The sequence below is a fragment of the Marinobacter salexigens genome (genome assembly GCF_018860765.1).
Lineage (GTDB): Bacteria > Pseudomonadota > Gammaproteobacteria > Pseudomonadales > Oleiphilaceae > Marinobacter > Marinobacter salexigens_A.
In genome coordinates this window covers 959,674-986,191 of the sequence record NZ_JAHKPV010000001.1, presented here as the reverse complement: position 1 = coordinate 986,191, position 26,518 = coordinate 959,674, and the positions used below count along the sequence as shown (strand labels likewise).

The 26,518-nt window shown below is 53.6% G+C and carries 23 protein-coding genes; 11 read left to right on the top strand and 12 right to left on the bottom strand.

Annotated elements, in window-relative coordinates; translation table 11 throughout:
• Window positions 1–53 precede the first annotated feature (53 nt).
• Window positions 54–2,615, top strand: coding sequence for an EAL domain-containing protein (locus KO508_RS04450; protein WP_354668003.1), 2,562 nt, complete (start codon window positions 54–56; stop codon window positions 2,613–2,615).
• 9 nt (window positions 2,616–2,624) lie between these two features.
• On the opposite strand, the gene KO508_RS04445 is transcribed toward KO508_RS04450, so the two are convergent.
• The 3 genes from KO508_RS04445 to KO508_RS04435 form a co-directional block, all read right to left on the bottom strand.
• Entirely contained in the window at window positions 2,625–3,479 is an 855-nt protein-coding gene (locus KO508_RS04445; protein ID WP_216007091.1) for an acyl-CoA thioesterase, read from the bottom strand.
• A gap of 121 nt (window positions 3,480–3,600) precedes the next feature.
• Window positions 3,601–4,755 (bottom strand): NAD(P)/FAD-dependent oxidoreductase, encoded by a 1,155-nt coding sequence (locus tag KO508_RS04440; protein ID WP_216007090.1) that lies wholly within the window; start codon window positions 4,753–4,755, stop codon window positions 3,601–3,603.
• Window positions 4,756–4,774: 19 nt separating this feature from the next.
• Window positions 4,775–4,942 carry a rubredoxin gene (locus tag KO508_RS04435; RefSeq protein WP_216007089.1) on the bottom strand — a complete coding sequence of 56 codons (168 nt, stop codon included), beginning with the start codon at window positions 4,940–4,942 and terminating at the stop codon, window positions 4,775–4,777.
• Window positions 4,943–5,210: 268 nt separating this feature from the next.
• Between KO508_RS04435 and KO508_RS04430 the strand changes: the two genes are divergently transcribed.
• From KO508_RS04430 to phoR, 5 genes are all read left to right on the top strand, one after another.
• A complete protein-coding gene (locus tag KO508_RS04430) occupies window positions 5,211–5,768 on the top strand; it encodes a hypoxanthine-guanine phosphoribosyltransferase (protein WP_216007088.1) in 558 nt (185 codons plus the stop codon).
• The gene (locus KO508_RS04425) at window positions 5,749–6,336 is read left to right on the top strand and encodes a chorismate--pyruvate lyase family protein (RefSeq protein ID WP_216007087.1); all 588 of its coding nucleotides are present in this window, start codon (window positions 5,749–5,751) and stop codon (window positions 6,334–6,336) included. The genes KO508_RS04430 and KO508_RS04425 overlap by 20 nt, the downstream gene beginning before the upstream one ends.
• Window positions 6,337–6,446: 110 nt before the next feature.
• Window positions 6,447–7,334 carry a 4-hydroxybenzoate octaprenyltransferase gene (ubiA, locus tag KO508_RS04420; protein WP_216007086.1) on the top strand — a complete coding sequence of 296 codons (888 nt, stop codon included), beginning with the start codon at window positions 6,447–6,449 and terminating at the stop codon, window positions 7,332–7,334.
• A 168-nt stretch (window positions 7,335–7,502) separates the two neighbouring features.
• On the top strand, window positions 7,503–8,195 hold the full coding sequence (gene phoB, locus KO508_RS04415; protein ID WP_216007085.1) for a phosphate regulon transcriptional regulator PhoB: 693 nt from the start codon (window positions 7,503–7,505) through the stop codon (window positions 8,193–8,195).
• A gap of 36 nt (window positions 8,196–8,231) precedes the next feature.
• The gene (phoR, locus tag KO508_RS04410) at window positions 8,232–9,575 is read left to right on the top strand and encodes a phosphate regulon sensor histidine kinase PhoR (RefSeq protein WP_216007084.1); all 1,344 of its coding nucleotides are present in this window, start codon (window positions 8,232–8,234) and stop codon (window positions 9,573–9,575) included.
• Here the strand turns inward: phoR and KO508_RS04405 are convergent.
• Window positions 9,572–10,453 (bottom strand): response regulator, encoded by an 882-nt coding sequence (locus KO508_RS04405; RefSeq protein ID WP_216007083.1) that lies wholly within the window; start codon window positions 10,451–10,453, stop codon window positions 9,572–9,574. The two genes, phoR and KO508_RS04405, sit on opposite strands and share 4 nt — an antisense overlap.
• A 248-nt stretch (window positions 10,454–10,701) precedes the next feature.
• Here KO508_RS04405 and KO508_RS04400 point away from each other — a divergent pair, with 248 nt between their 5' ends.
• The 4 genes from KO508_RS04400 (at window position 10,702) to rsuA (ending at window position 14,743) form a co-directional block, all read left to right on the top strand.
• Complete coding sequence (locus KO508_RS04400) at window positions 10,702–11,958, top strand: lytic murein transglycosylase (RefSeq protein ID WP_354668002.1); 1,257 nt, start codon at window positions 10,702–10,704, stop codon at window positions 11,956–11,958.
• A 159-nt stretch (window positions 11,959–12,117) separates the two neighbouring features.
• Window positions 12,118–12,813 carry a THxN family PEP-CTERM protein gene (locus KO508_RS04395; protein ID WP_216007082.1) on the top strand — a complete coding sequence of 232 codons (696 nt, stop codon included), beginning with the start codon at window positions 12,118–12,120 and terminating at the stop codon, window positions 12,811–12,813.
• Between the two features lie 203 nt (window positions 12,814–13,016).
• Window positions 13,017–14,045: a metal-dependent hydrolase gene (locus KO508_RS04390; RefSeq protein ID WP_216007081.1), complete on the top strand. Its 1,029-nt coding sequence runs from the start codon at window positions 13,017–13,019 to the stop codon at window positions 14,043–14,045.
• Between the two features lie 5 nt (window positions 14,046–14,050).
• On the top strand, window positions 14,051–14,743 hold the full coding sequence (gene rsuA / locus KO508_RS04385; RefSeq protein WP_216007080.1) for a 16S rRNA pseudouridine(516) synthase RsuA: 693 nt from the start codon (window positions 14,051–14,053) through the stop codon (window positions 14,741–14,743).
• A gap of 2 nt (window positions 14,744–14,745) precedes the next feature.
• On the opposite strand, the gene KO508_RS04380 is transcribed toward rsuA, so the two are convergent.
• From KO508_RS04380 to ilvD, 3 genes are read right to left on the bottom strand one after another with little or no spacing between them, the layout of a single operon-like run.
• The gene (locus KO508_RS04380) at window positions 14,746–15,225 is read right to left on the bottom strand and encodes an asparaginase domain-containing protein (protein ID WP_216007079.1); all 480 of its coding nucleotides are present in this window, start codon (window positions 15,223–15,225) and stop codon (window positions 14,746–14,748) included.
• Between the two features lie 45 nt (window positions 15,226–15,270).
• A complete protein-coding gene (pbpG, locus tag KO508_RS04375; RefSeq protein WP_252737802.1) occupies window positions 15,271–16,212 on the bottom strand; it encodes a D-alanyl-D-alanine endopeptidase in 942 nt (313 codons plus the stop codon).
• Window positions 16,213–16,241: 29 nt separating this feature from the next.
• The gene (gene ilvD / locus KO508_RS04370; protein WP_216007078.1) at window positions 16,242–17,918 is read right to left on the bottom strand and encodes a dihydroxy-acid dehydratase; all 1,677 of its coding nucleotides are present in this window, start codon (window positions 17,916–17,918) and stop codon (window positions 16,242–16,244) included.
• A gap of 130 nt (window positions 17,919–18,048) precedes the next feature.
• Here ilvD and KO508_RS04365 point away from each other — a divergent pair, with 130 nt between their 5' ends.
• A complete protein-coding gene (locus KO508_RS04365) occupies window positions 18,049–20,448 on the top strand; it encodes a xylulose 5-phosphate 3-epimerase (RefSeq protein ID WP_216007077.1) in 2,400 nt (799 codons plus the stop codon).
• A 3-nt stretch (window positions 20,449–20,451) separates the two neighbouring features.
• On the opposite strand, the gene KO508_RS04360 is transcribed toward KO508_RS04365, so the two are convergent.
• From KO508_RS04360 to KO508_RS04340, 5 genes are all read right to left on the bottom strand, one after another.
• Complete coding sequence (locus tag KO508_RS04360) at window positions 20,452–22,197, bottom strand: alkaline phosphatase D family protein (RefSeq protein ID WP_216007076.1); 1,746 nt, start codon at window positions 22,195–22,197, stop codon at window positions 20,452–20,454.
• 271 nt (window positions 22,198–22,468) lie between these two features.
• Window positions 22,469–23,044: a glutathione S-transferase family protein gene (locus tag KO508_RS04355; protein WP_216007075.1), complete on the bottom strand. Its 576-nt coding sequence runs from the start codon at window positions 23,042–23,044 to the stop codon at window positions 22,469–22,471.
• Between the two features lie 165 nt (window positions 23,045–23,209).
• Window positions 23,210–23,416, bottom strand: coding sequence for a cold-shock protein (locus KO508_RS04350; RefSeq protein WP_071265711.1), 207 nt, complete (start codon window positions 23,414–23,416; stop codon window positions 23,210–23,212).
• Window positions 23,417–23,651: 235 nt separating this feature from the next.
• A complete protein-coding gene (gene crcB / locus KO508_RS04345; protein ID WP_216007074.1) occupies window positions 23,652–24,032 on the bottom strand; it encodes a fluoride efflux transporter CrcB in 381 nt (126 codons plus the stop codon).
• A gap of 18 nt (window positions 24,033–24,050) precedes the next feature.
• The gene (locus KO508_RS04340; protein ID WP_252737800.1) at window positions 24,051–26,501 is read right to left on the bottom strand and encodes an acyl-CoA dehydrogenase; all 2,451 of its coding nucleotides are present in this window, start codon (window positions 26,499–26,501) and stop codon (window positions 24,051–24,053) included.
• Window positions 26,502–26,518 lie beyond the last annotated feature (17 nt).

The window sequence follows — 26,518 nt, the reverse complement described above, 5'->3', positions numbered from 1 at the left end:
TATAGGCTACAGCTCATACTGATTCAGACGATAACTACAATAAGCGGTGAATCGTGACAAGGTACCAATGGTCTCGCATTCTGGCAGCACTGATGTTACTCCTGCCTCTGGCGTTTAGCTGTCAGGGAGCGGAGGCATTTCGTTTTCCCAGTGTAGAGTTTTTGCGTATTCCGCCCGGCGTACAATTGTCGCCCATCGAAGCTTCCGCCTCTGATGACTGGCAACCACTTAACAAAAGCAGCCCGAATTTTGGTTATACACAAGATACGGCGTGGTTTCGCTTTAAGGTTCCTGCCAACCCTCGGATCGATTTATTAGAGGTAGCCTACTCCCAGCTTGACCATGTCACCTTCTATCTCATTGATAACGGAAAGCTTGTAGACACCGTCGTTTCTGGGGATCGCCATCCCTTTTCAAAGCGCCCTATTCTCAACCGTCATTTCTTGTTTCCGTTCAGCCCGGACACTAGCGAAAACCGGCAAATTCTTCTGGAAATCAGCACCGGAGGTACACTTCAGGTACCCATGGCGCTATGGAGCACTCAGGAGTTTTTTGAGCATGCGTCGGTTGAAGAGCAGCTGCATGCGGTTTACTACGGCATACTCATTAGCGTTATATTCTTCAACTTGCTGGTCTTTCTTGCCCTGAGAGAGCCCGTTTATCTACTTTACGTGCTGTCGACAGCGGGCTATCTCCTTCTGATAGGCAATCTCAATGGCACAGCTTTTCAACTGCTTTGGCCAGAAAGCCCCGAAATTCAAAATCGCTCCATGCTGCTCACGATTCCGTTGGCTGTTATATTCACTCTATTATTCTCTCGCTCTTTTCTGAGGCTGAAACAAACAGCCCCCATCCTCAACAGCATTGTGCTTGGCTTTATTACGGTAAACGTCATCATGACTCTGGTGACGGGTGTTCTGGATTACAGCAGCGCCGTCCGCATCACCGTCGCTATGGCCATCCCAAGCACACTACTACTCACCGTGATTGGCCCGCTGCAATGGATACGGGGGAAACCCCAAGCCGTCTATTACACTCTGGCTTGGAGCGCGCTATCTCTTGGCAGCGCTATTACGGCAGCCAACAAGTACGGCCTGCTGCCCAACAATTTCATTACCTTCTACGGCATGGAGATTGGCTCAGCACTTGAAGCAATGCTGCTTACTTTGGCCTTAGCTACCCGCCTTTACCAAGAACGGCATGAAAAGGTGGAAGCCCGGGAAGCAGAGCTGAAAGCCATGACTGCCCGGCGCTCAGCCGAACTCAAGTTAATTGAGAACGCCCTGCACAACTCGCTTACCGGCCTGCCGAATCGCACCAATTTTGAAATGCAGGTAAACGACCTGATTCTCCAATCGCCGCATAGGCGCCATGGCATCGTTGTCATTCACCTGAACAACCTACAGTCTGTTACAAAAACTCTGGGACACCAGAACAGTGACCGCATTCTGGAGTTGGCCTCGAAAAGCCTGAATGCAACGGTTCGCGAGATGCCGGGTATTATTTCTTTAGGCCAGCACAACGGTCGCAACTTTTTTCTAGCCTCGCTGGATCCGGAGACCTTTGCCTGCGTGGTGGATGTCAACGTAGCAGAGCAGGTCCCCAAAGAAATACTGCGTAAATTGGACGCTATCCGCAGCCCAGTTGATTATCTGGGTATGCAAATCCCGCTTAATGCCCAGCTGGGCGTTGCCGTTTCACCAGCCCATGGCGCAGATGCCACATCCTTGATTCGCAAGGCTGCCATCGCGGAGAGTTCCGAGCGTGCCCATGAACGGGGCATAGCCTATTACGACCCTTCCATAGACTCCTACAGCGCTAGCCGACTTACGATGGTGTCCGAGTTACAGCAAGCACTGGCGAGTGAAGGCCTTGCTCTTCATCTGCAGCCAAAGCTGGATTGCAAAACCGGAAGAATTTCTAGCATGGAGGCACTCATTCGTTGGCCCGGGAGGGAGCACCCTGTACCTGCGGATGAGATCATCCTTCTTGCCGAGCAAACCGGGCTTATTAAGCCGTTGACCCGATGGGTACTGGAGGAGTCGCTACAACTTCGCAGCCGCTTTCTTGAGCACGGTTATCAACTGGACATTTCGGTGAACATCTCGCCGAACAATCTGAGGGAGCAAGATTTCCCGCTGTTCGTAAAACGGCTGACAAGTGCCAACACCCAGCATCAAGGTGCCATCACCTTTGAAGTGACAGAAACATCCATGATGCAGGATCCGGTTAACGCGCTGAAGGCTCTTAACTCATTGGCGAGCGCTGGCATTCCCATCTCTATTGACGATTTTGGCTCGGGCTACTCGTCGCTTTCCTATATCAAACAGTTACCCGCCAGCGAGATTAAAATCGACCGATCGCTTATCACAGACTTGGCCACCGGAGAGGCGGACCGGGTGATCGTTCAAACCACCATCGACATGTGCCACAGCCTTGGCTACCGTGTTGTAGCCGAAGGTGTGGAAGATGAGGCAACTGCCAGCCTACTAAAAGGAATGGGGTGCGATATGATTCAGGGCTACCTGCTGAGCCGACCGCTCCCGTTTGAGCAAATGCTCACCTGGCTAACAGAGTGGCACGAAACCGCTGCCATCCAACACCGCTCGGGATGACAGCAGGCTTTAGCGCAGACGAATCAACGCTTCCTGCGTTGTGGACGCAACAAGAACACCTTTTTCATTGAAGAAGTTGCCACGATTGAACCCACGCCCAGAAGAAGCGCTCGGACTGTCCTTGTCATAAAGTAGCCAATCCTCCATTCGAAAATTCCGATGAAACCATATCGCATGATCCAAGCTTGCAACCTGCAACCCTTTATTCATAAACGATACGCCATGGGGGCTGAGCGAGGTTCCTAGAAACGAAAAGTCTGATGCGTATATGAGTAGGCAGCGGTGCAAAACCGGATCATCCGGCAATGGTCCCAGCGCACGGATCCAGTTTTGTTTGTGCGGCGGGCGTTTCTCCGGCGCAAACGGATTCACCGGATTGACCGGGCGGATTTCAATGGGACGGTCGCGGGTCATGATCTCCCGCAATTTTTCCGGCGCTTGTGCCGCCATGATTTTGCCCCATTCCTGCTCAGACCGCAGAGTGTCAGGATCTGGTGCGTCTGGCATATCCGCCTGATGCTCAAAGCCTTCTTCAGGCACATGAAACGACATGGTTCCCGTTAGAATTTCCTTGCCATCTTGTCGGGCGATAACCCGGCGAACTGCAAAACTGCGGCCATCGCGCACCCGCTGAACTTCATAGTCGATAGGCATATGCTGGTTGCCGGGGCGCAGAAAATAAGCGTGCAAAGAATGGCAGAGACGGCCCTCAACTGTATGACTGGCCGCCATCAAAGCCTGCCCGAGGACTTGCCCTCCAAACACATGGGGAAACCCTAAGTCCTGACTGTCGCCACGATAATGGCCTTCACCCGTTGGCTCCAGATACAGCAACTCAATCAGGTTCTTTGTAACATCAAGCATGCCTGCTCCTGTTGATTCGTTAGCACACGAAGAGTTTCTACCCTAAGCAGATCCCATCCGCAACGAAAAATCGCCCCAACCCGCTAAGCGGAATAGAGAAATGCTGGCAGCTGCTGGATATTCAAGCGTGAATAGGCGGCACAACTTTAGACAACGCCTGTTTTTCCAGCGCAAACCGGCCAGTAACCGCAAAGCCTAAAACCTCGCCGCTGGCATTCTTAAACAAGGTTTTTACATGAGTGCCATCCTGCTCGGTTTCCCAACTACCCTCAGCGTTTGAAGGCGGCGGGCACACCGCAGCTGGACAACAGGGAGTTTTGATCATCACAGGCATGGTGCCGTATGTCACCTCGGTGGGCTCTCCGGTCAGGGTTTTTGCCAAAGCACGAGCGCAAGCCATCAAAGGCAGCACATAAAGCAATACGTGGCCGTCTACCTCCGCGCAATCACCCAGAGCATAAACATCCGAGGCCGAGGTCTCCAGTAATCTGTTGACCTTGATTCCACGACCAGTGTCGATTCCGGCGGCACGGGCCAGTTGCGTTCGGGGCCGCAGCCCCACTGCGGAAATCACAAGGTCCGCCTGCAAGCTTTCACCGTTGGCGAGGAACAAGGTTACCCCCGCGCTCGCCGGTTCAACCCGCTCAACCAGAGTTTCAAGATGAAAGCGCACACCCAGCGTTTCTAGCTCTTCCTGCACAGCCTTGGCGGCAACCGGAGGCAATAGGCTTGGCATAACCGCATCGGAGGGCGCGATTACCTCTACTTCATAACCGCCATTGCGTAGATCATTCGCAAACTCACAACCAATAAGCCCGGCTCCCATAATGGCCACCCGGCCTCCCGGCTTCAACGCTGTCCGGAACACCCGGTAATCTTCCAAATCGTTAATCGGGAACACCCGCTCCTGCCCATCACCAGGAATAGTCAAGCGAATAACATCCGCGCCCCAGGCCAGCACCAGCTTGCTGTAAGAAAGGCTTTCGTCGCCCAGCAGCAACCTGTGGCCATCGGTATCTATACCGGTAACGGTGGTGAAAGTCCGCAACTCCAGATTCAGTTGCTCCGCCATGGCATCAGTGGCCGCCTGAGCCAGACCGTCAGCATCTTTGCCTTTGGTAAAACCCGTCGACAGCATGGGCTTAGAGTAGCTGACGCCATCATCAGCGGTTACCATCACAATCCGTATATCCTTATCCTGCTTACGGATTTCCCTCGCGAGAGAGTACCCCGCCAAACCGGTCCCGATAATAACGATGGGGTTCTGCTCTGTCATAGCCATGCTCCGTTAGGGGTCAACCTATCTCGATCATTTCAAAATCTTCCTTGCCCACTCCACAATCGGGACAAACCCAATCGTCGGGCACATCGTCCCAAGCAGTCCCGGGCTCAATACCATCTTCTGGCCAACCTTCTACTTCGTCATAAACCAGACCACACACTACGCACTGCCACTTCTTCATAAACAATCTCTCCACCACACACTTGCGGTCGCCATGATAATTGTCGAACAATACATCAAAATAAGTTCTTTGCACAGGCACCCAAAAACCCTAGCGTCCCACGCACCTGTCTGCGATGCGACACAATAATACCCGGCCCTTCAGGATTCACCAATGCCAGCAAAGACGCACTCAACCGGGTTTTTCTGCCAATAGTTGATAGAACACCCCCTCCCCTCGACCGGTCCTCTCCGGTATAATCGCCGGTTTTATGACAGGACCGACCGTTATGACCGATACCGTCGCCGAAATGAATCAGGTTATGGCCGAAGCTGACTGCCTGATTGATGAGCAACAGGTGCAGGCTGCCATCCGCAATCTAGCCGACGACATTACCGGCCGCCTCAAAGACAGCAACCCCCTGCTGTTTTGTGTGATGAACGGCGGCCTGATCTTCACCGGCCAACTGCTACCACAGCTCAAGTTCCCGGTGCAGGCAGAATATCTTCATGCGACGCGCTACCGGCAGGAAACTACCGGTGGCATTTTGGAGTGGAAGCTCCAGCCTCAGGCAGACATGAAAGACCGCACCGTGCTAATTATTGACGACATTCTTGATGAAGGCACCACCCTTTGTGCCATCGCGGACTATTGTCTGGCCCATGGCGCAAAGCAAGTGTTAACAGCTGTATTGGTCGACAAGCAGCACGATCGCAAAGCCCGGCCGGATCTAAAAGCAGATTTTACTGGGTTGGATGTGGAAGACCGTTTCCTGTTTGGCTACGGCATGGATTACAAGGGTTACTGGCGCAATGCGCCCGGGATTTATGCCGTTAAAGGCCTCTGACATCAACACGTCGGACGCCAGCTCCAGCCTGATAATTCCGCCAACCGATTGGTACAGTTCTTTCGCTGCTGCAGGGCTGCGCAACCCCGAGGTTCATGGCCCTGCGCGTTACTGGCTAAAGGTAGAGGGCTCCTTTACCCGGGCCCTGCAAAACCATTGTGCTCGTTCATTTCACGTTGAAGTTCAGCGAGAAGGCTTCGCCACGCCCACCCCTGAAGAAGCCATGCGCCTCGGCATCCCGCATCGCCAACGGTCATGGATTCGCGAGGTTCGCCTGTGCGGAGACGGTAAACCATGGGTTCTCGCACGCACAGTTATTCCACTTGCCTGCCTGACAGGCGAAGGTAGGCGGCTTCTATATCTCGGCAGCAAGCCTCTAGGCGCCTTTCTGTTCAGTAGCCGCAACTGGAAGCGGGGGCCACTTGAAACAGGACTCTGCAACCACGAAAGCCAAAGACCCTCGAATGCCAGCCAGCCCCTACTTGCCCGCCGCTCACTGTTCAGCAACAAAAACAGCGCCCTGCTTGTGGGCGAATATCTACTCCCAATCCTCTATCGTCAGTACTGAGGCGCCCCGCAGAAAACCGCCAACTTTTACCCCTGCTCACCCACTGGCTATAATCCCTGTACTTTCTACTCACCAGTGTCTCGTTTTCCATGCTTCAACCGGATAGACCCATGTTACTTAATGCCGTACCAGAAAATATACGGAGTCGATTAGCCGATTACGCCCAGTTGCTGCGCATCAACCGTCCTATTGGCACACTACTCCTGCTTTGGCCTACATACTGGGCGCTTTGGCTTGCCAGTGACGGTAGCCCAAGCATCGGCAATATCATCGTTTTCACATTGGGCGTGTTTTTCATGCGCGCCGCTGGGTGTGCCATCAACGACTTTGCGGACAGGGATTGGGACAAGCACGTAAAACGCACCAAAGATCGCCCACTGACCACCGGCCGAGTAAAAGCGTGGGAGGCCGTCGCTCTGTTTGGTGGTCTATGCATTATTTCTTTTTTGATGGTGGTGCTTTTTACCAACACCTTCACACTTTACCTTTCCTTTGGCGGCGCATTGCTGGCGTTTATATACCCCTTCTCCAAACGCTTTACGCACTTACCCCAGCTGTTTCTTGGCGCTGCCTTTTCCTGGGCGATTCCCATGGCGTGGGCCGCAGAGGCTGGCGAACTTAGTCAGGTGACTTGGCTGCTATTTACGGCCAATGTGCTCTGGACAGTGGCTTACGACACCTTCTATGCCATGGTGGATCGCGACGACGACCTCAAAGTGGGCATCAAATCCACGGCCATCCTTTTCGGCGATGCTGACCGGGCCATTATCGGTGTACTTCAGGCCATGGTAGTGCTTATCCTGATAATCATCGGCAGCCGTTATGAGCTCGGGAGTTTCTATCACTTAGGATTGGTTGCGATGGCTTGCCTGTTTATCTACCAGCAATATCTAGCCAAGGACCGCGAGCGCGACGGATGCTTCAAGGCCTTCCTGAACAATAACTGGGCGGGGTTTGCGGTGTTTGCCGGGCTGGTTATAGACCTGATCGTCGCCTGAGCTAACTGTTTGCCGTCAGTGCCAGAAGAGGCGAAGCCTTCTGGCGCAACAGTGTCATTACTTTTCACACAGCGAGAGTTACTCAAAATCAAGCCTGTCACACAGCTGTAACACTCAGGCATTGTAATAGGTCAGTAACAAATCATGGTCTGAAACAGGTTATAGAATATGTCTGGAAAAACCGTCCTGATAGTCGACGACGAACCCGCCATCCGCGAAATGATCGCCGTTGCTCTTGAAATGGCCGACTACCACAGCATGGAAGCTGCAGACGCTCGCGAAGCTCATGCCCTAATTATCGACAAACAACCAGATATTATTCTGTTGGACTGGATGTTGCCGGGCACCAGCGGCATAGAGCTGGCAAGACGCCTGAAAAAAGAAGAGACCACCTCAGACATCCCCATTATTATGCTAACGGCCAAGGTTGAAGAAGATAACAAAATCCGCGGTCTAGAGGTTGGTGCGGATGATTACATTACCAAGCCTTTTAGCCCCAGAGAACTCGTAGCCCGCTTAAAGGCTGTTCTCCGCAGGGCAACACCGCCAGGTATCGACAGCCCCATTGAAGTGGATGGGCTAATATTAGACCCGTCAAGCCATCGCGTCACCGCAAACGACAGCTCCTTGAACATCGGACCAACGGAGTATCGGCTTCTGCAGTTTTTCATGACGCATCAGGAACGAGTTTACACCCGATCACAGCTTTTGGATCAGGTGTGGGGTGGCAATGTTTACGTTGAGGAGCGAACGGTTGATGTGCACATCCGACGGTTACGCAAGGCTTTAGGGGAGCAACACGACTATCTCATTCAGACAGTGAGAGGCGCAGGTTACAGGTTCTCTACCCAACCCGCCTAACGCGTAACTCACCAGAGGCATACAAGGCAATCTTCCATGCAGAAAATCTGGTCGCGACATCTGCGTTACACGCTTGCAGGCCTCGCAGGCTCCGCGTTTTTGGGGTTTTATTTGGGGTATCCGGTTTACGGTCTGATTGCGGGCTTGAGCCTCTACTTACTCTGGACGCTTTACCAAACTCGCCGCTTGTCGCAGTGGTTAACAGACCCGATTACTGCAGACGAGGCACCCCAAAGCACAGGCATCTGGGGTGAATTTTTTGAAAAATTGCACAAACTCAACCAGAACTATCTACACACACAGGATAGGCTGCGAACGCGCATCGACCGCATACAGGAGTCTACCAACGCCATGCGTGACGGCGTGATTATGACCGACGCACGCGGGGGTCTGGAGTGGTGGAACGGTTCAGCAGAGCACTTACTGGGCTTTCGCCGAACGACCGATCAGGGCCAGTTTATTTATAACCTCATCCGCACCCCGGCCTTTAAATCCTACTTTGATGCCAAGGACTACCGCGAGCCTCTAGAGCTGCACTCGCCCGCGAAGCCTCATATTCATCTGCAAATCCAGATCAGTCTATTCGGAGAAGACGATCGCCTTATCGTCGCCAAGGATATTACGCGCCTGTACCAACTAGAGCAGATGCGCAGAGACTTTGTAAGCAACGTATCCCACGAGATGCGAACCCCCCTAACGGTTATCAGCGGCTATTTGGAAACTCTAGCAGACAACGCCGATGACTTGCCTGCGAAATGGCGGCGAGCCATCAACACAATGGCAACACAGTCGGTTCGCATGGAAACACTGATTACCGATCTTATTCTATTGTCCCGAATAGAAACCGGCGAACACGCCGCGAATGACGCACCAACGAACGTGGACAGCCTCGTGCAGCAAGTCTGCCAAGACGCCCGCACATTGAGTGGCAAAAGCCAGCATGACATTCGCTTTGAGGCTAGCAGCCAGCAATGGCTAGACGGTGATGAAAACCAACTGCGCAGCGCTTTTTCCAACCTGATATTCAACGCCGTTAAATACACCCCAGCCGGAGGTACAATCTCCGTTTCCTGGAGCGTCGATAGTCACGGAGGCCACCTTTCGGTAAAAGATACAGGCGCGGGTATTGACCAGATTCATATCCCTCGCCTAACTGAGCGTTTTTACCGAGCCGATCCCAGCAGACATAAAGATACCGGCGGGACTGGATTGGGGCTGGCTATTGTTAAGCATGTGCTGATCAATCACGATGGCAATCTGGAGATACGCAGCGAACTTGGTGAAGGTAGCGAGTTTATCTGCCACTTTCCAGCGGAGCGTCTGGTGACGTCCGCCTTAGCTGCACCGACCCACCAAACATCCGATGAGGACAAAGCTTAGCGCTTACCGGCCCGAAAGCGCGCAACGAAGCGAGACAGGTCTTCCATTTTTTTCGGATCCTCATCTACAAAGCGAATGGTGACGCTCACAAAGTCCGTATCCCGACGCTTATCCACAGCTTGCAGCTGATGTACATAGCCGTTCAACCGTGCCATCTGCCCCTCGCCAGTTTCTATATCCACGACTGCTTGATCCAAAATCCCCGGAAATGACTGATCACGCTTGGCAATAACCCGCACCTCGGTTAGGTTGATATCCTTAACCACAGATTTCAGTGTGCTCTCGGCAAAGCGCACTGAAGCAAGGCTCATACTGCCCTTCGCCGCTGCGGGTTTTGGGCTTGCCGGGGCCGAGGGTGCGAGCGCTCCGAGTGCTGACGTAGGCTGTTCCGCCGCCGGCGACGCCGGTTCCCTTTTTTGCGTGAGCAGCGCCGCCGACTCTTTAAACGCATCGGCAGGGCCAGCCATCGACTTGCCACTTCGGCCCATCGCATTACTCAGCGTGCTACCCATCACCTTGATAATTTTTTTACTCAGGCCTTCCGGGCTGAAAGGCTTGCCCAAATACTCGGACACACCCTCCTTCACTGCTTCGATCACATGATCTTTATCGCCGCGACTGGTAATCATAATGAAAGGCACTTTCTCGTACTGTGGCTGCTGGCGCATCCACTGCAGCAGTTCAAGGCCTGACATTTCGGGCATTTCCCAATCACATAAAATCAGATCAAAACTCGCTCGGGACATAAGCGATTGCGCCCTACGACCATTCTGCGCGTCGGTCGTCTCGATAACGGGAAAACGCTGACGTATCGTCCGCTTAACCAAATCCCTTACAAAACTGGCGTCATCAACCACCAGCGCTTTCAGCGTTGCCATGTCTCAAACTCTTAGGAATGTATGCCCCAACTATAGAACAAAGGCCCGCGCGGGAAACCTGCAAGCTACAAAAAACCACAAACTTCAACCTTAAAACAGATAAAAAGCCTGTTGTGTGGCCTCCAAAACGTTGAGGTTAAAGAACTGTCACCCCCAACAGCCCCGTAAGGTGTTTCAACAGACTGAAAACACGCTACCATGCCCCTACCCTTTAACGTTCACTCTTTCTTTAATGACCGAGGTTTCGCGTGCTGACCAAGCTTGCAAGGATTCTGCCTAACCGGCGCATGGCGTGCCGTCTTTCTGTATCTGCCTTTTTGGCAACCGCTTCACTGCCCGCCATATCAGCGGTAGCAGACAACGACGCCGTACTGGCATCGTCCGACGGCTTTGAAGAGTGCAAGCTACAGTTGCAAGAAAAAGCTATTGCCGCCGGCGTTAGCGCCAAAACGGCCCAAGACGTTATGACCGGAGTGAAGCATATAGACCGGGTAATCGAGCTGGACCGCAGGCAACCCGAGTTCACCACCACATTTGCGGATTACCTGAATCGTCGGGTTAATGACAGCAGGGTGAGCAAGGGCCGTGAACTGATTAAGGAGCACAGCGAGTTGCTAGCACGGGTGACCAGAGAAACCGGCGTACCCGCCCCATACCTTGTCGCTTTCTGGGGGCTGGAAACCAATTTCGGCAGCTACTTCGGAAAAATGTCTGTGCCCGATTCCCTAACAACTCTCGCGTGCGATACCCGCCGAAGCAGTTTCTTTACTGAACAACTGATCGCCGCGCTACGCATTATCGATGAAGGGGCTATTCCTGTAGAGCAAATGGAAGGGTCTTGGGCTGGCGCCATGGGTCACGTGCAGTTTATGCCCACGGTATTTCTGAAACACGCTGTCGACGCGGATGGCGACGGCCGGCGCGATCTCTGGAACAGCCTGCCAGACGCCATGATGTCTGCAGGGCGCTTTCTGGAATCCATGAATTGGGACGGAGAGTATCGCTGGGGCCGGGAAGTCTTGCTGCCAGAAAACTTCGACTACGCAATGGCCGACGGCCGACGTCTTGAATTGGATAAATGGCGCAAGCTGGGCATTACCGATGCGTTCGGTAAACCTCTTGGCCGAGAAAATATCACCGCAGCTCTGGTCGTCCCGGCAGGCCATGAGGGACCAGCTTTTTTGGCCTACCACAACTTCAAAGTGATCATGGGTTGGAACCGGTCGGAGTTTTACGCCATAGCAGTAGGCCATCTGGCTGACCGCATCGCCGGGGCTGGAATGCTACAGAACCCGCCGCCGGAAGATGCACCGGCGTTGTCCAGAAACACAGTTCTTGAACTGCAGTCCGCTCTCAGTGAGCGCGGATACGATGCTGGAAAACCGGATGGTATCACCGGGCCCGCAACCCGCTCTGCGATTCGTAAGTTTCAGCACGATGAAGGGATGATCGCGGATGGATTTCCGGGGCAGGAGTTGCTTGACCGGCTTGAGATAGACAACTAGCTCAGGTCGTCAGCTTTCTTTACAAACCAAAAACTCAAGAAACTATAACAGTCTGTAATTAAAGATGATTTTAGATTGGCACAAAACTAGCTTAACAGTCGTAACTAACGACATAAATGAAATTTTGTCATTTCATGATTATAAAGCTAGGAGAAGTACATGAAGATGTTGGCGAAAGGGTCTATCGGTGCACTGTTGCTGGCAGCAGCTATGAGCGCAGCAGCATTTCCAGTTAACGTAACGTCGATTGACGGCACGTTTGAAAACACTACCGGAAACGGAGTGAATGGTAACGGTACAAGTTTGATCTCTTGGGGTAACGGCATCCAGAGTAGTTACGAGTTCACGGGCGCAACACCACTGCCGGTAATCAATGACGATTCGGCATTTGTTCTTGGGATGTTGACACATACGAACAACCAAGTATCCGGTGGAACTCTGACATCTGCAGATCTCGCGGTCACTCTTGGTTTTTCAGCTGCTGGAATCACTGGTGCTGGTGAAGGCGAGTTTGTCTTTACCCATAATGAAACTCCCGATACCGCATGCACCGGTACCCTGTTTCTAGGCATTTGCTGGTTTGGATCATTTACGGGTGACGTTGACGACACAATCACTCAGACTGGCGCATCAGTCACCAGTTCGGACTTTATTCTCGGGGGGGTCGAGTACTCACTTGAACTGCTGGGCTTGAGCGCGGATGGCAGCACTCCCGAAAACACGGTTCAGGACTACAACCTTTGGGCCAGACTAAACGCAACAGCCCTGCCGGTTTCAGTCCCAGAGCCCGGTACCCTAGCCCTGCTCGGCCTTGGTCTGGCTGGTCTCGGCATGGCACGTCGCCGCAAAGCCTGAGTGGCTGGCGCACTAACAGGAGCACCTTAACCCTGTAGTGCACAGAATATAAACGAGTACAAAGCTGACACCCTGCGCTTGCACCAAGCTCGGGGTGTCAGCTTTTTTAACACCCTCGTTGTTGAACCACACCTTTCTTGCCGTGATCTGAGCCCGCATTCCAAGCATAATACTCACCAACACTTTCTACTTTTACGGAATTCATGGACTCAATCACCCAAGCTGCTCTGGGCGCCTCCATCGCGGGTCTTTTGGCAGGTAAAACCCTCGGACGACCTGTTCTGCTCACCGGCGCGCTACTAGCCACTCTGCCCGATCTCGATGTGCTAATTGACTATGGAACGGCGGTTGCGAACTTTACGCAGCATAGAGGCTTTAGCCACTCACTGTTTGTACTTGCACCTCTATCACTGCTATTAGCAGCTTTGCTTTGGCGCTGGAAACCGGAGCCGGGGTTTCCGCGCTGGCTGTTACTGACTGCACTGGTGTTAATGACGCACCCGCTACTAGACACTTTCACCACCTACGGAACCCAGCTTTTCTGGCCGATTGGTAGGCCGCTTGCCATAAGCAGCATTTTTATCATCGATCCTCTCTATACACTTCCGCTTTTGGCAGGCTGCATCGCCTTTCTAATACGCCCTCCGGCGATGCGCGCCGTGGCAACGGGGCTGGTTCTCTCCACTGCGTATCTCGGTTGGTCGTTTGTAGCCCAGCAAACCATCACCGAGCGGGTGCAGCCCGCGCTTGCAGACGCCGGCTTTCAAGACGCTGAATTGCTTGTACAGCCAATGCCGTTCAACACAGTACTCTGGCGTGCCACAGCCATGACTGACCAGCATCGCGTTGAAATCGTAACCGGCTTTCTGGATGGCGACGCACCTTTAACACTTGAGCATTTCCCGCGTCAGCCAGAGTTGGCCAAGGCTGTCTCGCAATTACCCGAGACACGCCGTCTGGAGTGGTTTACCCGCGGCTTCCTAGACTACAAAACTAACGGCGAGGAAATCACCGCAACCGACGTTCGGCTTGGCATTCCCGGTGCACACCCGTTCACCTTCATTCTCGCGAATCAGCAAGATGGAGCCGTTATTCCCGGCAATGGTGCTCGAGCGCCACGCCCCGTAATGAACACCGGAGCCCTGCCTTTACTTTGGGCCCGCACCACCGGCGCAATTCCAATACTGTGTCTTGCCAGCCTTGCAACGCCAGCCTCTGGCCAGGAGTGTTAACAACTATGCGCCTTGATCAGTTTATTTCCACAAGCTCACCACTTTCTCGTAAAGAGGCCAGACGCGCCATACATGCAGGGAGAGTTGAGGTTAATACGGAGGTTTGGAAAGACACGGGAAAGCACGTCCCTGCAGATGCAGACATCTCTCTGGATGGCGCGCAACTGACCATTCAGGGTGAACGCTATCTGATGCTGAACAAGCCTGCGGGCGTTGTCAGTGCAACCCGCGACAGTGATCATCCAACTGCGCTGGATCTTCTTCCTGCGGAACTAACTCGAGACCTGCACATTGCCGGGCGATTAGATGCCGACACCACAGGCTTACTGTTACTGACAACCGATGGAAAGTGGTCTCACCGAGTCACCTCCCCCAAAGTAGACTGCCCAAAAACTTACAGGGTAACTTTGACCACACCCATTTCAGAGTCCGCCATCGAAGAACTGGAGAAAGGCATTGTGCTTCACAACGAAGCGATGCCCACAAAGCCGGCGCAGGTCAACGTTGTGGAGCCACAATTGATTGAGCTGACCATTTCAGAAGGGCGCTATCATCAGGTCAAACGCATGCTTGCAGCGGTGGGGAACCATGTGGAAGCCCTGCACAGACAGAGCATTGGTGCCGTCTCACTCGACCCGGCACTGAGGCCGGGCGAGTATCGAGAGCTGACGGAGCAAGAAATCGCTTCAATTGCTTGAGCTCAGGCGCGCTCGAAGCGCTGAGCCTTCAGGTTTTTACGCACAGCACCAGCCTCGAACACCTCGCCATTCATCGCAATATAAACGCCTGAGGGCAGAAGCTGTAACGCTGCCCAAGCAAACCCTATGTTGAACACTGCATCGCTTCGACGCATTCGAGCAGGCTGCATTGCGCCTGTAAGAACGATGGTTTTACCACTCAGAGGTGACAGCACTTGAGCCGTTTCAGCCATGGTGTCCGTTCCGTGGGTGATCAGTATACGATTACTGTCACTGGCGGTAACGGCATCAAGAACCAACGCACGATCTGCATCGTCCATTTCCAGACTGTCTTTACGCAACAACCCCCGCAGGCTATAGCCTTTGTGGATGTTGGATTCCGCCAGCAATTCCGGCACCAGAGACTCGCCAATCTCAAATTCGCTGTTGGCATCGAAATACACCTTATCGATGGTACCGCCGGTGGTAAAAATCTGGATCATGACCTTCCTGCCCTGTTCAGGGTATGGCGCGACTTTGTGTAGACGTTACTTGAGCGCGGTAGTTGCGGGGCCGTGGGCCATTGCGTTGTAGGCCGCGTTCTTCTCCTGTGCATATTGCTTTGCAGCTTTCGCCACCCGCCCTTCGGCACCGGTATCCAGCCAGCGTTTGATGCGCCCTGCATCCCCCATTGGAGACCGAGTTCCCAAAGAGTCTAAAAGTACTGTGACCACCTGTTTGCCGTTCATTTCAGAAATCATTACCAAGCAGCGCCCGGCCTCCGAAAGATAGCCGGTTTTGCTCAGTTCCACTCCCCAACTTTCCCGGTGCACCAGAGCATTGGTGTTACCAAACGACAAGCTGTAACGGGGGTTCCGGAAGTTGCCACGAAAATAGCCAGTGGTGGAATACTCCCGAATCTCCGGATGCTTTGCCGCAGCATTAATAAGCTTCACCAAATCCCCTGCTGTGGATAGGTTCTCTGCCGAAAGACCCGTCGGGTCCACAAAGCGGGTGCCGCTCATACCAAGAGCTTTTGCCTTGGCATTCATCGCGTCAATAAATGCATCGAAGCCACCCGGATGGCTTCGGGCCAAGGTGTAGGCCGCAAAGTTTTCAGACGACATGAGCGCAATACGAAGCACATCGGCACGGCGCATCTTCGAACCTATCCGGATGCGGGTGTAGGCATTGGCTGCGGCAACCGTGTGGCGTTTCTGGAATACCAACCACTCATTCAGCGCGGCGCCGGAGTCCAGCACCACTAGAGCTGTCATCACTTTGGTTATGGAAGCGATTGGTACAGGTCGGTCAGCATTTCGACCAAACACCAGTTCGTTGCTACCAGCCATCGCCACGGCCGCATTGACCGATGCCAAATTCAAGTTCTGAGCACCAGCCACGCTGGCGCTCTTCTGCTGCGCACTTACTGCTAGTGGCAGGCATAACACCAGCCACAATAGCATCCGCGCGATGTTCACTTTATGCATGTGCGTTCTGTCTCTGCGTTATTGATGCATCATGGCAGGTCGGTAACCGCGCCAGTGGACGCAGAACTTACTGTGCGAGCGTATTTGGCAAGCACGCCACGCGTGAATCGTGGTTCGGGACCAACCCAAGCTTTGCGTCGGCGTTTAAGCTCTTGGTCAGGCACATCCAATACCATGGTGTTTGCCACCGCATCGATGGTAATTGTATCGCCATCCTCAACCAGCGCAATGGGGCCACCCTCTGCAGCTTCCGGGCTTATATGCCCAACGACAAAGCCGTGGCTGCCTCCGGAAAAACGACCATCCGTGATCAAGGCTACATCGTTGCCAAGGCCCTTACCCATAATTGCCGATGTCGGCGTAAGCATTTCACGCATGCCCGGGCCACCCTTCGGGCCTTCGTATCGAATCACCAACACATCACCGGCAACCACGGTTCCGTCGATAATCCGCGCTTGCGCTTCTTCTTCGGAATGGAACACCCGGGCACGCCCGGAAAAATGAGTACCTTCTTTACCGGTGATCTTTGCAACAGCGCCTTCCGGTGCCAGGTTGCCATAGAGAATGCGCAAGTGGCTGTCAGCTTTCACAGGATTGTCGAACGCACGGATAATGTCCTGACCTTCGGCATAAGGCTCTACTTTAGCCAGGTTTTCCGCCAGCGTGTGGCCGGTTACAGTCAGGCAGTCTCCATGCAACAAGCCTCGATCGAGCAACATCTTCATCAGAGGTTGTATGCCACCAATCGCCACCAACTCAGACATCATGTAGTGGCCGCTAGGACGCAAGTCAGCAAGAACAGGTACGCGCTTACCAATCTCTACGAAGTCTTCCAGACTCAGCTCCACATCAACCGTGCTGGCCATTGCCAAAAGGTGCAGAACTGCGTTGGTTGAGCCACCCAAAGCAATCACAACGGTAATCGCATTCTCGAACGCCGCTCGGGTCATGATGTCTGAAGGCTTGATGTTTTTATCCAGAAGACTCAAAACCGCTGCACCCGCGGCACGGCAGTCATCCAGTTTGTTATTGGATACCGCATTCTGTGCGGAACTTCCCGGCAGGCTCATTCCCATAGCTTCAATAGCCGATGCCATGGTGTTGGCAGTGTACATACCGCCACAGGAACCCGGGCCGGGAATGGCTGTTTCTTCAATTTGTTTAACTTCAATTAAATCGAGATCGCCCCGAGCGTGAGCCCCCACCGCCTCGAATACCGACACAATGTCCGTATGGTTCTCACCGGGCAGAATGGTGCCGCCGTACACAAACACCGATGGCCGGTTCAGTCGGGCCAGCCCTATTAGGCAGCCTGGCATGTTTTTGTCACACCCCCCAATGGCAACCAGCCCATCAAACCCTTCGCAACCTGCCACAGTTTCTATGGAATCAGCGATAACCTCCCGCGACACAAGCGAATACTTCATGCCGAGCGTGCCATTGGCAATGCCATCAGAAACCGTGATGGTATTGAAGATCAATGACTTGCCGCCAGCTGAATCAGCGCCCGCCGAGGAAGCTTCGGCCAACTCGTGAATGTGCATGTTACAGGGCGTCAAATTACTCCAGGTGGAGGCAATGCCGATCTGCGGCTTACGGAAATCCTCATCGGTAAAACCGACAGCCCGCAGCATAGCCCGGCTAGCGGACTTACCCACACCATCCACCACAGGGGCGGAATAACGGCGGCGTTTGTCATCGGTCATCAGTTTCTCCTTTAAAACGGTTACAAAACGCAGTTGTCGTGAGAAGCCTGTTCGCCTGACCTGAATCAAACGGCGCAATGCGAGTGCCTCTTACAATCGTTGCACAATAATTATGCCTTGGAGGCAAGCTATGTCATCACCCATTTCGCCATCAACGGTTTGCCCAGAGTACGAACTCTGGCGCCGCGGCTATGGCGTCATCGAGCATACCGACACCACTTGCGAGCATGTTCAAATTCTTGCTTCTCGTCTTGTTGCCGCAGGCCTCCAACCTGATACCGCTACAGTCTACCGCAAGCTGGCGGACCTAGACCGGCTAACCAGCGCTGGCATGTGGTTGGTCGTACACATGACTTATGCAAACCGCGTAGACAGCTCTGGCGCCCCTTTGGCTGCAAAGGACTTCAAGTGCAATCCCGAAGGCCATACTGGCGGCGCGTTGAACATGGTCCCAGCCTATGCAGCCTACATGGCTCTAAATAACCTGACAGGGCGAACCCGAAGCTGGCTGATGGGCCAAGGGCATTGCGTAGCCGCCATCGATGCGCTGAACGTACTCACCAGCAACCTTCTGCCGGAACAGCATAAACGCTACACCGGAACGGATGGGCTGTCACGGATGGTAGCGGATTTTTACAGCTACCAGCAAAAGCCGGATGGCAGTACAGCAGCCCCATTGGGAAGTCATGTTAACCCATACACGGCGGGCGGTATTATTGAAGGCGGTTACTTAGGCTTTGCCGAGCTTCAGTACGCCCACATGCCGCTGCCTGACGAATCACTCATCGCCTTTTTGTCTGATGGCGCAGCTGAAGAGCAGCGCGGCAGTGACTGGATCCCTCGTTGGTGGCGGGCAGCCGACTGCGGTCTGGTGATGCCAGTAATGATCGCCAATGGTCGGCGTATTGAACAGCGTACTGAACTGGGCACCCGCAAGGGGCTTGAAAGGTTTGAGGCACGCCTTGCAGCTCTGGGCTTTGATCCTTTCAGATTTGATGGCCGCGATCCGGCGGCCTTTGTTTGTGCGCTTGCCGAAATGGAAAACTCTCTCCAGTACCGGCGTGACAGTGCGCTGGAAGGCGAGCTGAGTTATCCGGTTCGCATTCCCTACGGCATTGCCGAAACGGTGAAAGGTTTTGGCTTTTATGGCGCGGGATTAAACCCAGCACACAATTTGCCACTACCCGGCAACCCGCGACTGGACGTTCGGGCTCGGGAATTATTTCAGGAACACGCATCGCGCCTTTGGGTAGCTCCGCAGGAACTTGCACAAAGCGTGTTGCGGCTAAAAGAGCATGAACAACAGTCCCGCCCCTTGGAACGCGACCATCCTCTGGCGAAGCGCAATCCGCCAGACTTAGCTATTCCAGTCATTGCCGCATGCCACGAGTCAGTTTCTCCCATGCGGGCAGTTGACGACTTCTTCCGGGCTCTGGTGACGCAAAACCCAGAGCTCAGGGCGCGTGTGGGCAACCCCGATGAGCTTGCAAGCAATCGCCTGACAGGGGTTTTGGAAGACCTCAAACACCGGGTTAACGATCCCGAGAATGACTCGGAGTCGGTTGATGGCAAGATCATCACCGCACTGAACGAAGAAGCCGTTGTGTCTGCTTGTCTGGCCAACAAAGCCGGGGTCAATCTGGTCGCCAGCTACGAAGCCTTCTGCGTAAAAATGCTTGGCGCAATCCGCCAAGAGCTGATTTTTGCGCGTCACCAGAAAGCTGTTGGCCGCTCTGCTCGCTGGCTTGGCCTGCCGGTGATTGCCACTTCCCACACTTGGGAAAACGGCAAGAACGAACAATCGCATCAAGACACCACCTTTTGTGAAAGCCTGCTGGGTGAAATGAGCGATGTGTCCCGGGTTCTTTTCCCAGCGGATTACAACAGCACTCTGGCGGTTCTTCCTTCGGTTTTCACAGGGCGCGGAACCATCAGTTGCATGGTCATACCCAAACGAAACCGGCCTTGCGTGTTCGATACCCACGAAGCCGAGGCTCTTGCACGGCATGGCGCGTTGGTAGTGGACGAGGACACATCTGGCAACGAGCCAGTCCTGTTGATCGCCAACGGAGCCTACCAGCTTTCAGAAGCCATTCGCGCTTGCGAGCGCCTGCGTGAAACAGGCACATCTTTCCGACTGGTCTACGTGCAGGAACCCGGGCGTTTCCGCGAGCCGAGAGACACGTTTGAAGCAGAAATCTGCATGCCGGAGATTGAACGGGAACGGTTGTTTCCTAGCCGTTTGCATCGGCGAGTTGCGCTGACTCACATGCGACCGGAGGTGTTTCGCGGGCACATGCACACACTGTTCCCAAACCCCAGTCAAAGTAGAATATTGGGTTACATCAATCGCGGCGGCACCTTGAACGAGGCAGGCATGCTGTTTGCCAATCGTTGCTCTTGGGGCCACGCTCTGGCCGCTTGCGCCAACGCATTAAACAAGCCACCCGGAGAGTGGCTATCGAGTGCCGAATTGGCAGCCGTTGAAGGCCGCGGCGACCCTACTTTGATCACTCGCGGCCTGCCATAACCGTCAGGACGGAACAGACTCCAAACGGCGGTTACCCATGCCGGGCCGGACTCTCCGGCTCGTGCTGCGAGTAGCATCAATAGCGTAATCACGAGCCTTGATAGTGTCCACAAAGCACCAGTCAGCCCGCGCCTCATCCGCTGTGAAGGTGACCATCATGTAGCCTCTTTGATTGAGGTTCAGGTAATCCAGATCATCCGCCAGCAAACTAATGCCTTGCTCGGCTCCAGCAACCTGATCCGCCTGCAATTGCAGATACTCCTCCAAGCCCGGCGATGACACCGACGACGTGGCAAACTCCACGCCTATTTGATCGCCATTAAAGTCTTTCAAGTTATTGGCCCAAGCGTTGTGGGTATCCCCCGCCAGCACCACAAGATTCTTGTTCAACTGCTTTGCGGTACCCAGAACAACTTCCCGCTCATACTGGTAGCCGTCCCACGCATCGAGGTTATAAGGTGCAGCAGTTTCTATCCGCGCCAACTCTGCGGCTGTGAGTGTGGGGTCTCCTGCCAACTTTCGGCCTTTGAGCTGCGCTAACTCTCCAAGTGCCTGAGGCAAGCCCGCAAAATTCTCCGTTGCTATAGCAACCAGTAACTCGGCCGGAAGGTTCATGCGCCCCATGAGTATTTGTTGACCCAACACCTGCCACTTGGCCGTGGAATATCCCATTGAGGACTGAAGCCAGAGCAGTTGCTCGGCACCCAACAAGGTGCGACTCTGGCTGCCAACGTCCGCAATAAACTGAGCCTGATTGAGACTGCCATCCGATGAAAAGTAATCCAGATAGTCCAGCGGTTCATCTCGCCCCATATGCCGGGTATCCAGCATGTGCAGGTCCACCAAATCACCAAACCGGAAAGTGCGGAATATCGCCTCGTCATTCCCCTCAAACACCGGACGTATGGGCATCCACTCAAAGTATGCCTGCAGGGCTTCGAGCTTACGGGTGCCGTAGTCGCCCTCGTCGGCATTGTGGTTTTCTGCGCCGTTTTGCCAAGCGTCGTTTGCGACTTCATGATCGTCCCAAACAACTATAAACGGTACTTTCTCGTGCAGCGCCTGCAGGTCTGCATCCGACCGGTAAATGTCGTAGCGGCGTCGATAATCCTTCAGCGTTATCAACTCCACATCGTTATCTGCTGGGAAGGTGCGGCCAAGCGCAGCTGCGTCAGCCGCAGCGTAACTGCCCGCTTCACTGCTGTACTCGTAGATATAATCACCCAGATGCACAACCGCATCTAGGTCTTCGCGCTTGCTGATTTCACGATAGACGTTGAAGTAACCCGCGGGGTAGTTTGCACAAGACACCACTGCCAATCGAACCGAATCCACGCCGCCCTCCGGTAACGTTCGGGTTTTACCCGCGGAGGACTGGCTGTCGGACGTACGGAACCGGTAGTAATAGGTCTGGCCAGAGGCAAGACCACGAACGTCGACTTTAACCGTAAAATCATGGGCGTTTCTGGCCTCAGCCGTACCTGAGTGAATGAGGTTTTCAAAACCAGAGTCCGTAGCCACTTCCCAAGCCACGCTAACGGCTCTCTCAAACTCTTTGCTCGGTACTACCCGGGTCCAGAGAACCACCCCGTCGGCCAAGGGGTCGCCACTGGCTACACCGTGAGTAAACTCTGTAGAGCGGTTGTCGTCACTATCAAATACACAGCCAGCTAAGCCAGTCGAAACAACCACTGCGCCCATGCCCATGGCAGACGCCTTCAGGAAGTCCCGTCTCGTCAGTTTCGTCATTGTTATAGGTTCCTTTAAATTCTTGGAAGTCGGGAGAGGTCGAGCACCTAATGCCCGAAACACAACAGCACGCAACTTTTATGGCGCCAACTTAGAAACTAATCCGCTTGTGTGAATAACGCACTACCGAATTGCGACAACACCCTGTCAAATTACGACAAGTGAGCAAATCAATGAGCAATAGCAGGAATGAAAAACAACGAAAGAAGGGATAGGGGCGTTGGTTAAAGCAGCAGGTGCCCGACCTGAAGGGCACCTTACTAGCGAACGATCAAGGCTGGCGAGGGTCGGTTTCAGCTACCCAAGGGAGGTCTTTGCGGCTGTCACGGAAGGCAAGCAGGCTCTCGACGCCCGAGAAGTCAGCAAGGTCGCGAAAATCGAACCAGTCCACCAAACAATACAGGCACATGGCCGGGTAATTCCACTCCTCGAACTGTCCGTCTTCAACCTGAGCGGCGAGTGTACGCAGGGTTGTCATAATGCGCTCGCGCTGCAGATCAAAAAACAACACGCCAGGCGTGTCCACATCCAGTCCGGAGCGCTTTGCCAATAGCAAAATAACGGCTGAATCATTAGCACCGTCAATCAGGGTAAGCTGATTCTGCTGATCCCAAGTAAGAGGGTCGCGGCCCTGCTTTGAACTGATATAGCGGGAAATTATCCGGGAATCGTAGATTTCCTGACCGTCGCTTTCAAGTACAGGTATTTTCAGCGCCGGATTGTTGCGCCTGATTTCGTCACGGTCTTCTCCGTAAATATCCAGATTAACGAAGTCGTAGCGTTCCTCATCAAGCAGAATGCGGATGCGCCGGACATAGGGCGAGGTAGTTGATCCAAACAGCTTCATAAACTCTCCGGTTGTGTAACCCTTTAAAGACACTTTCCAATAACACAGTGCCTAGCTGAAAATGTACCACAACAATCCCGTAACACAGGAAAATAACCTAATCCTTATAACGAAAAAAGGCAGCCGAAGCTGCCTTTTGGCGGTTACTACTCTATCCGAACGGGATTAGAGAGGAGTAACGTTCTCCGCCTGAGGACCTTTCTGGCCCTGAGTAACGGTGAACTCAACTTGCTGGCCTTCTGCCAGAGTCTTGAAACCGCTGCCCTGAATTGCGCTGTAGTGAACAAAAACGTCCGGGCCGCCTTCACGAGTGATAAAGCCAAAGCCTTTAGCTTCGTTGAAGAACTTAACAGTACCGGTAGTAGTAGACATACTTAAACTTCCTGAAATCAATCATATTATCTGCTGCCATTCACTGAATGTGGCTGGTCAGCGTTTTACGGAAATACAGAACTCGCGGGATCAAAAACAGGACGGTCACTACTAACTGCGGAGTACGTCATATTCATGAAATGCTTTACTGAATCTTTCCTTCCAAAACACTCTACTACTGAATCATCGGCTTGCCAAGTAGATTTAAAATAAATCGCCTAGGTAGCCATACCCATCAGCCTTTCAATACACCAAAGGTATAAATACCCAATGCAGTCATGAGTATAGAGCCAACAACATGGGCGAGAATGCCCGTTATGGCCATCGCCCATTTGCCGTCTTGAATCGCAGCAAACATCTCGAGAGAAAAGGTAGAAAATGTTGTCAGCGCACCACACAAGCCGGTAATGGCAAACAAACGCCACTCAGGCGCCAGCGAACTGCTCTGGCTGAAATAGCCAAGTAACAACCCAACCAACCAACCACCACCTAAGTTGGCGGCAAGGGTTCCAAATGGAATCGCGTGATAGCTTGTATTCAACCAAAGCCCAAGCAGCCAGCGCAGGTTAGCGCCGACAACGGCACCTGCGCTGACTGCAATGAGCGATAACCACATGGTCAGCCGCTTACCTGCTTACGCTGGGTTGTGATCAATCAAGGTTTCCTTGTTGCGTGCAAACTCATCAAACGGGAAATCGTCCACAGTGAGCATTTCAAGCACCACAGATTCATACTCACGCATAAACTGGGCTTCCTCTTTGGTGTAGATGTCAGCTTCTAATGCCGCTTCAAAGCGCTCTTCCGGGTGCAGCGCAGTGGCCGGGAGCTCACCTTTGGCATAGGCCTTCGTAGCTTTCCGATAGAGCTGTTCGGCTTTGTCGTAGTCTTTCAGCAAGCCATTGTAACGAGCGACCGGATTCTCCACCGCACCTTCGCCTTCTGTCGTCCAAGTGCCAACAAGCAGTTTGTGACGAATCGGCGTATCGGTGGAAATAAATCGAGCAAGTTTGCGAGCAAGATCATCATGGGGGTTACCCCAACGCCTACCCAGAGGCAGGGTGATTGCGCGCAGAGCCAGCGCTACCGCACGATTCGGCAGGTTTTGTAGAAACCCATCCAAGGCCTCCTCTGTGCGATGCAGAAGCAACTCAAGGCTGTATTGCATCACCTCTTTTTCACCTTCCACTGGTTGGGTTTCGTGCCAGTTCTTGAGCACCATGGAAGCGAGGTACAAATTGGAGAGCATGTCGCCGAGCCGTGCAGAGATCAACTCACGCATTTTCAATTCACTGCCTAGCGTCGTCATAGCGGCGTCGGAACAGAGGCCAAAAGCGGCACTGAACCGGGCAACCGCCTGAGCGTACTTTCTGCTGGCACTGTCAAACGGAACATCGGCGCGGCCAATGCTAAGCGCCTGAGTAAAGGCACGAGCTGCGTTACCGAAAATCAAACCTGCATGGCTAAAGAAGGCGTCGTCAAATGCATTGATGTCGTCATTATCTTTAGCGGCCAACTCTTTAAGTACATAAGGATGGCAACGAATCGCGCCCTGCCCGAAGATCATCAGGCTCCGGGTCATGATGTTGGCACCTTCCACCGTAATGGAAACAGGTGAGCCGCTATAGCCTATACCCAGATAGTTACGCGGCCCCAGAGTCACCGTTTTGCCACCGTGAACATCCATGGCATCTGCCAAAATGCCGCGCTGGAATTCAGTCAGGTGATACTTGAGGATCGCCGATGGCACAGCTGGCTTCTCGCCCTTATCAATCATGTTAGCTGTGTGGTTAACTGCGGCCTGAGAGATGTAGGTTTTAGCTGCAATGCGAGCCAAGGGCTCCTGTACGCCCTCCATGTCTGCCACCGGCGTGTTAAACTGGCGGCGGATGCGGGTAAAGCCGCCAGCAGTACCCACAGCGTAGGCAGCGGAGCCTGCCGCACCTGAGGGCAGCGTGATGCAGCGGCCAACAGAGAGGCACTCGACCAGCATGCGCCAACCTTGGCCAGCCATTTCCATACCACCGATAATGTAATCCAGCGGGATGAATACGTCCTTACCGATGATCGGGCCATTCAGGAAGGGGCTACCGATAGGGCAATGGCGGCGGCCGATTTCCATACCTTTAGTGTTCCGGGGAATCAGCGCACAGGTAATGCCATAGTCTTTGGTGTCACCAAGCAGGCCGTCCGGGTCAAACATGCGGAACGCCAGCCCCACCACCGTCGCGATGGGCGCAAGGGTGATCCAGCGCTTTTCAAAGTTGAGCTTTATACCAATAACTTCTTTACCGTCTATGTCTTGTTTGCACACGGTGCCCACATCCGGCAAAGAGGTGGCATCCGAGCCAGCACGAGGGCCCGTGAGCCCAAAGCATGGAATTTCACGGCCATCAGCCAATCGCGGTAAATAGTGGTCTTTTTGTTCATCCGTACCGTACTTGAGCAGCAACTCGCCTGGCCCAAGAGAATTGGGTACGCCTACGGAAACCATCAACATCTCGTTGGCGGCAATCTTTTGCAGTACTGCAGTCTGGGCTTTTGCAGAAAAACCAAGCCCGCCGTACTCTTTGGGGATTATCATTCCGAAGAACTTCTCTTTCTTGAGGAAGTCCCACAGTTCTTTCGGAAGATCGGCGCGCTCTACCGCGATATCCCATGCATTACACATAGAGACCGCCTGAACGCACTGGTTATCTACAAAGGCCTGCTCCTCTTCGCTTAGGCCGGTGTGCCGATTGATCAGCAGGTTGTGCCAATCCGGCTGCCCAGTAAATAGCTCACCGTCCCAACCCACGGTGCCAGCTTCAAGCGCCACTTTCTCGGTAGCCGATACTTTTGGAGCCACTTTCTTGAACATGGCGAAAATGCGCGGTGTGAGCCAGCCCTGACGCAAGCCCGGCAACCCGGCAGCAGCAGTAGCAGCAGCGCCAATAAAGAGAATCAAAGCCAGCCATCCTGACGCAAACACCAACGATAGAATGCCAACCACAAGCATTACACCGATAGCCGGTTTGGCACCGGATTCACGTCGCATAACAACTAGCAAGCCTGCCAGTGCCACTAGAAACAGAATCAAAGTCATCATAGGGTCTCTCTGTTATC

Coding starts and splice junctions, on each gene's coding strand:
- KO508_RS04445 (WP_216007091.1), bottom strand. CDS start 3,479: ATGCTTGATGTTACAAAGAACCTGATTGAGTTGCTGTATCTGGAGCCA.
- KO508_RS04440 (WP_216007090.1), bottom strand. CDS start 4,755: ATGACAGAGCAGAACCCCATCGTTATTATCGGGACCGGTTTGGCGGGG.
- KO508_RS04435 (WP_216007089.1), bottom strand. CDS start 4,942: ATGAAGAAGTGGCAGTGCGTAGTGTGTGGTCTGGTTTATGACGAAGTA.
- KO508_RS04430 (WP_216007088.1), top strand. CDS start 5,211: ATGACCGATACCGTCGCCGAAATGAATCAGGTTATGGCCGAAGCTGAC.
- KO508_RS04425 (WP_216007087.1), top strand. CDS start 5,749: ATGCCGTTAAAGGCCTCTGACATCAACACGTCGGACGCCAGCTCCAGC.
- ubiA (WP_216007086.1), top strand. CDS start 6,447: ATGTTACTTAATGCCGTACCAGAAAATATACGGAGTCGATTAGCCGAT.
- phoB (WP_216007085.1), top strand. CDS start 7,503: ATGTCTGGAAAAACCGTCCTGATAGTCGACGACGAACCCGCCATCCGC.
- phoR (WP_216007084.1), top strand. CDS start 8,232: ATGCAGAAAATCTGGTCGCGACATCTGCGTTACACGCTTGCAGGCCTC.
- KO508_RS04405 (WP_216007083.1), bottom strand. CDS start 10,453: ATGGCAACGCTGAAAGCGCTGGTGGTTGATGACGCCAGTTTTGTAAGG.
- KO508_RS04395 (WP_216007082.1), top strand. CDS start 12,118: ATGAAGATGTTGGCGAAAGGGTCTATCGGTGCACTGTTGCTGGCAGCA.
- KO508_RS04390 (WP_216007081.1), top strand. CDS start 13,017: ATGGACTCAATCACCCAAGCTGCTCTGGGCGCCTCCATCGCGGGTCTT.
- rsuA (WP_216007080.1), top strand. CDS start 14,051: ATGCGCCTTGATCAGTTTATTTCCACAAGCTCACCACTTTCTCGTAAA.
- KO508_RS04380 (WP_216007079.1), bottom strand. CDS start 15,225: ATGATCCAGATTTTTACCACCGGCGGTACCATCGATAAGGTGTATTTC.
- pbpG (WP_252737802.1), bottom strand. CDS start 16,212: ATGCATAAAGTGAACATCGCGCGGATGCTATTGTGGCTGGTGTTATGC.
- ilvD (WP_216007078.1), bottom strand. CDS start 17,918: ATGACCGATGACAAACGCCGCCGTTATTCCGCCCCTGTGGTGGATGGT.
- KO508_RS04365 (WP_216007077.1), top strand. CDS start 18,049: ATGTCATCACCCATTTCGCCATCAACGGTTTGCCCAGAGTACGAACTC.
- KO508_RS04360 (WP_216007076.1), bottom strand. CDS start 22,197: ATGACGAAACTGACGAGACGGGACTTCCTGAAGGCGTCTGCCATGGGC.
- KO508_RS04355 (WP_216007075.1), bottom strand. CDS start 23,044: ATGAAGCTGTTTGGATCAACTACCTCGCCCTATGTCCGGCGCATCCGC.
- KO508_RS04350 (WP_071265711.1), bottom strand. CDS start 23,416: ATGTCTACTACTACCGGTACTGTTAAGTTCTTCAACGAAGCTAAAGGC.
- crcB (WP_216007074.1), bottom strand. CDS start 24,032: ATGTGGTTATCGCTCATTGCAGTCAGCGCAGGTGCCGTTGTCGGCGCT.
- KO508_RS04340 (WP_252737800.1), bottom strand. CDS start 26,501: ATGATGACTTTGATTCTGTTTCTAGTGGCACTGGCAGGCTTGCTAGTT.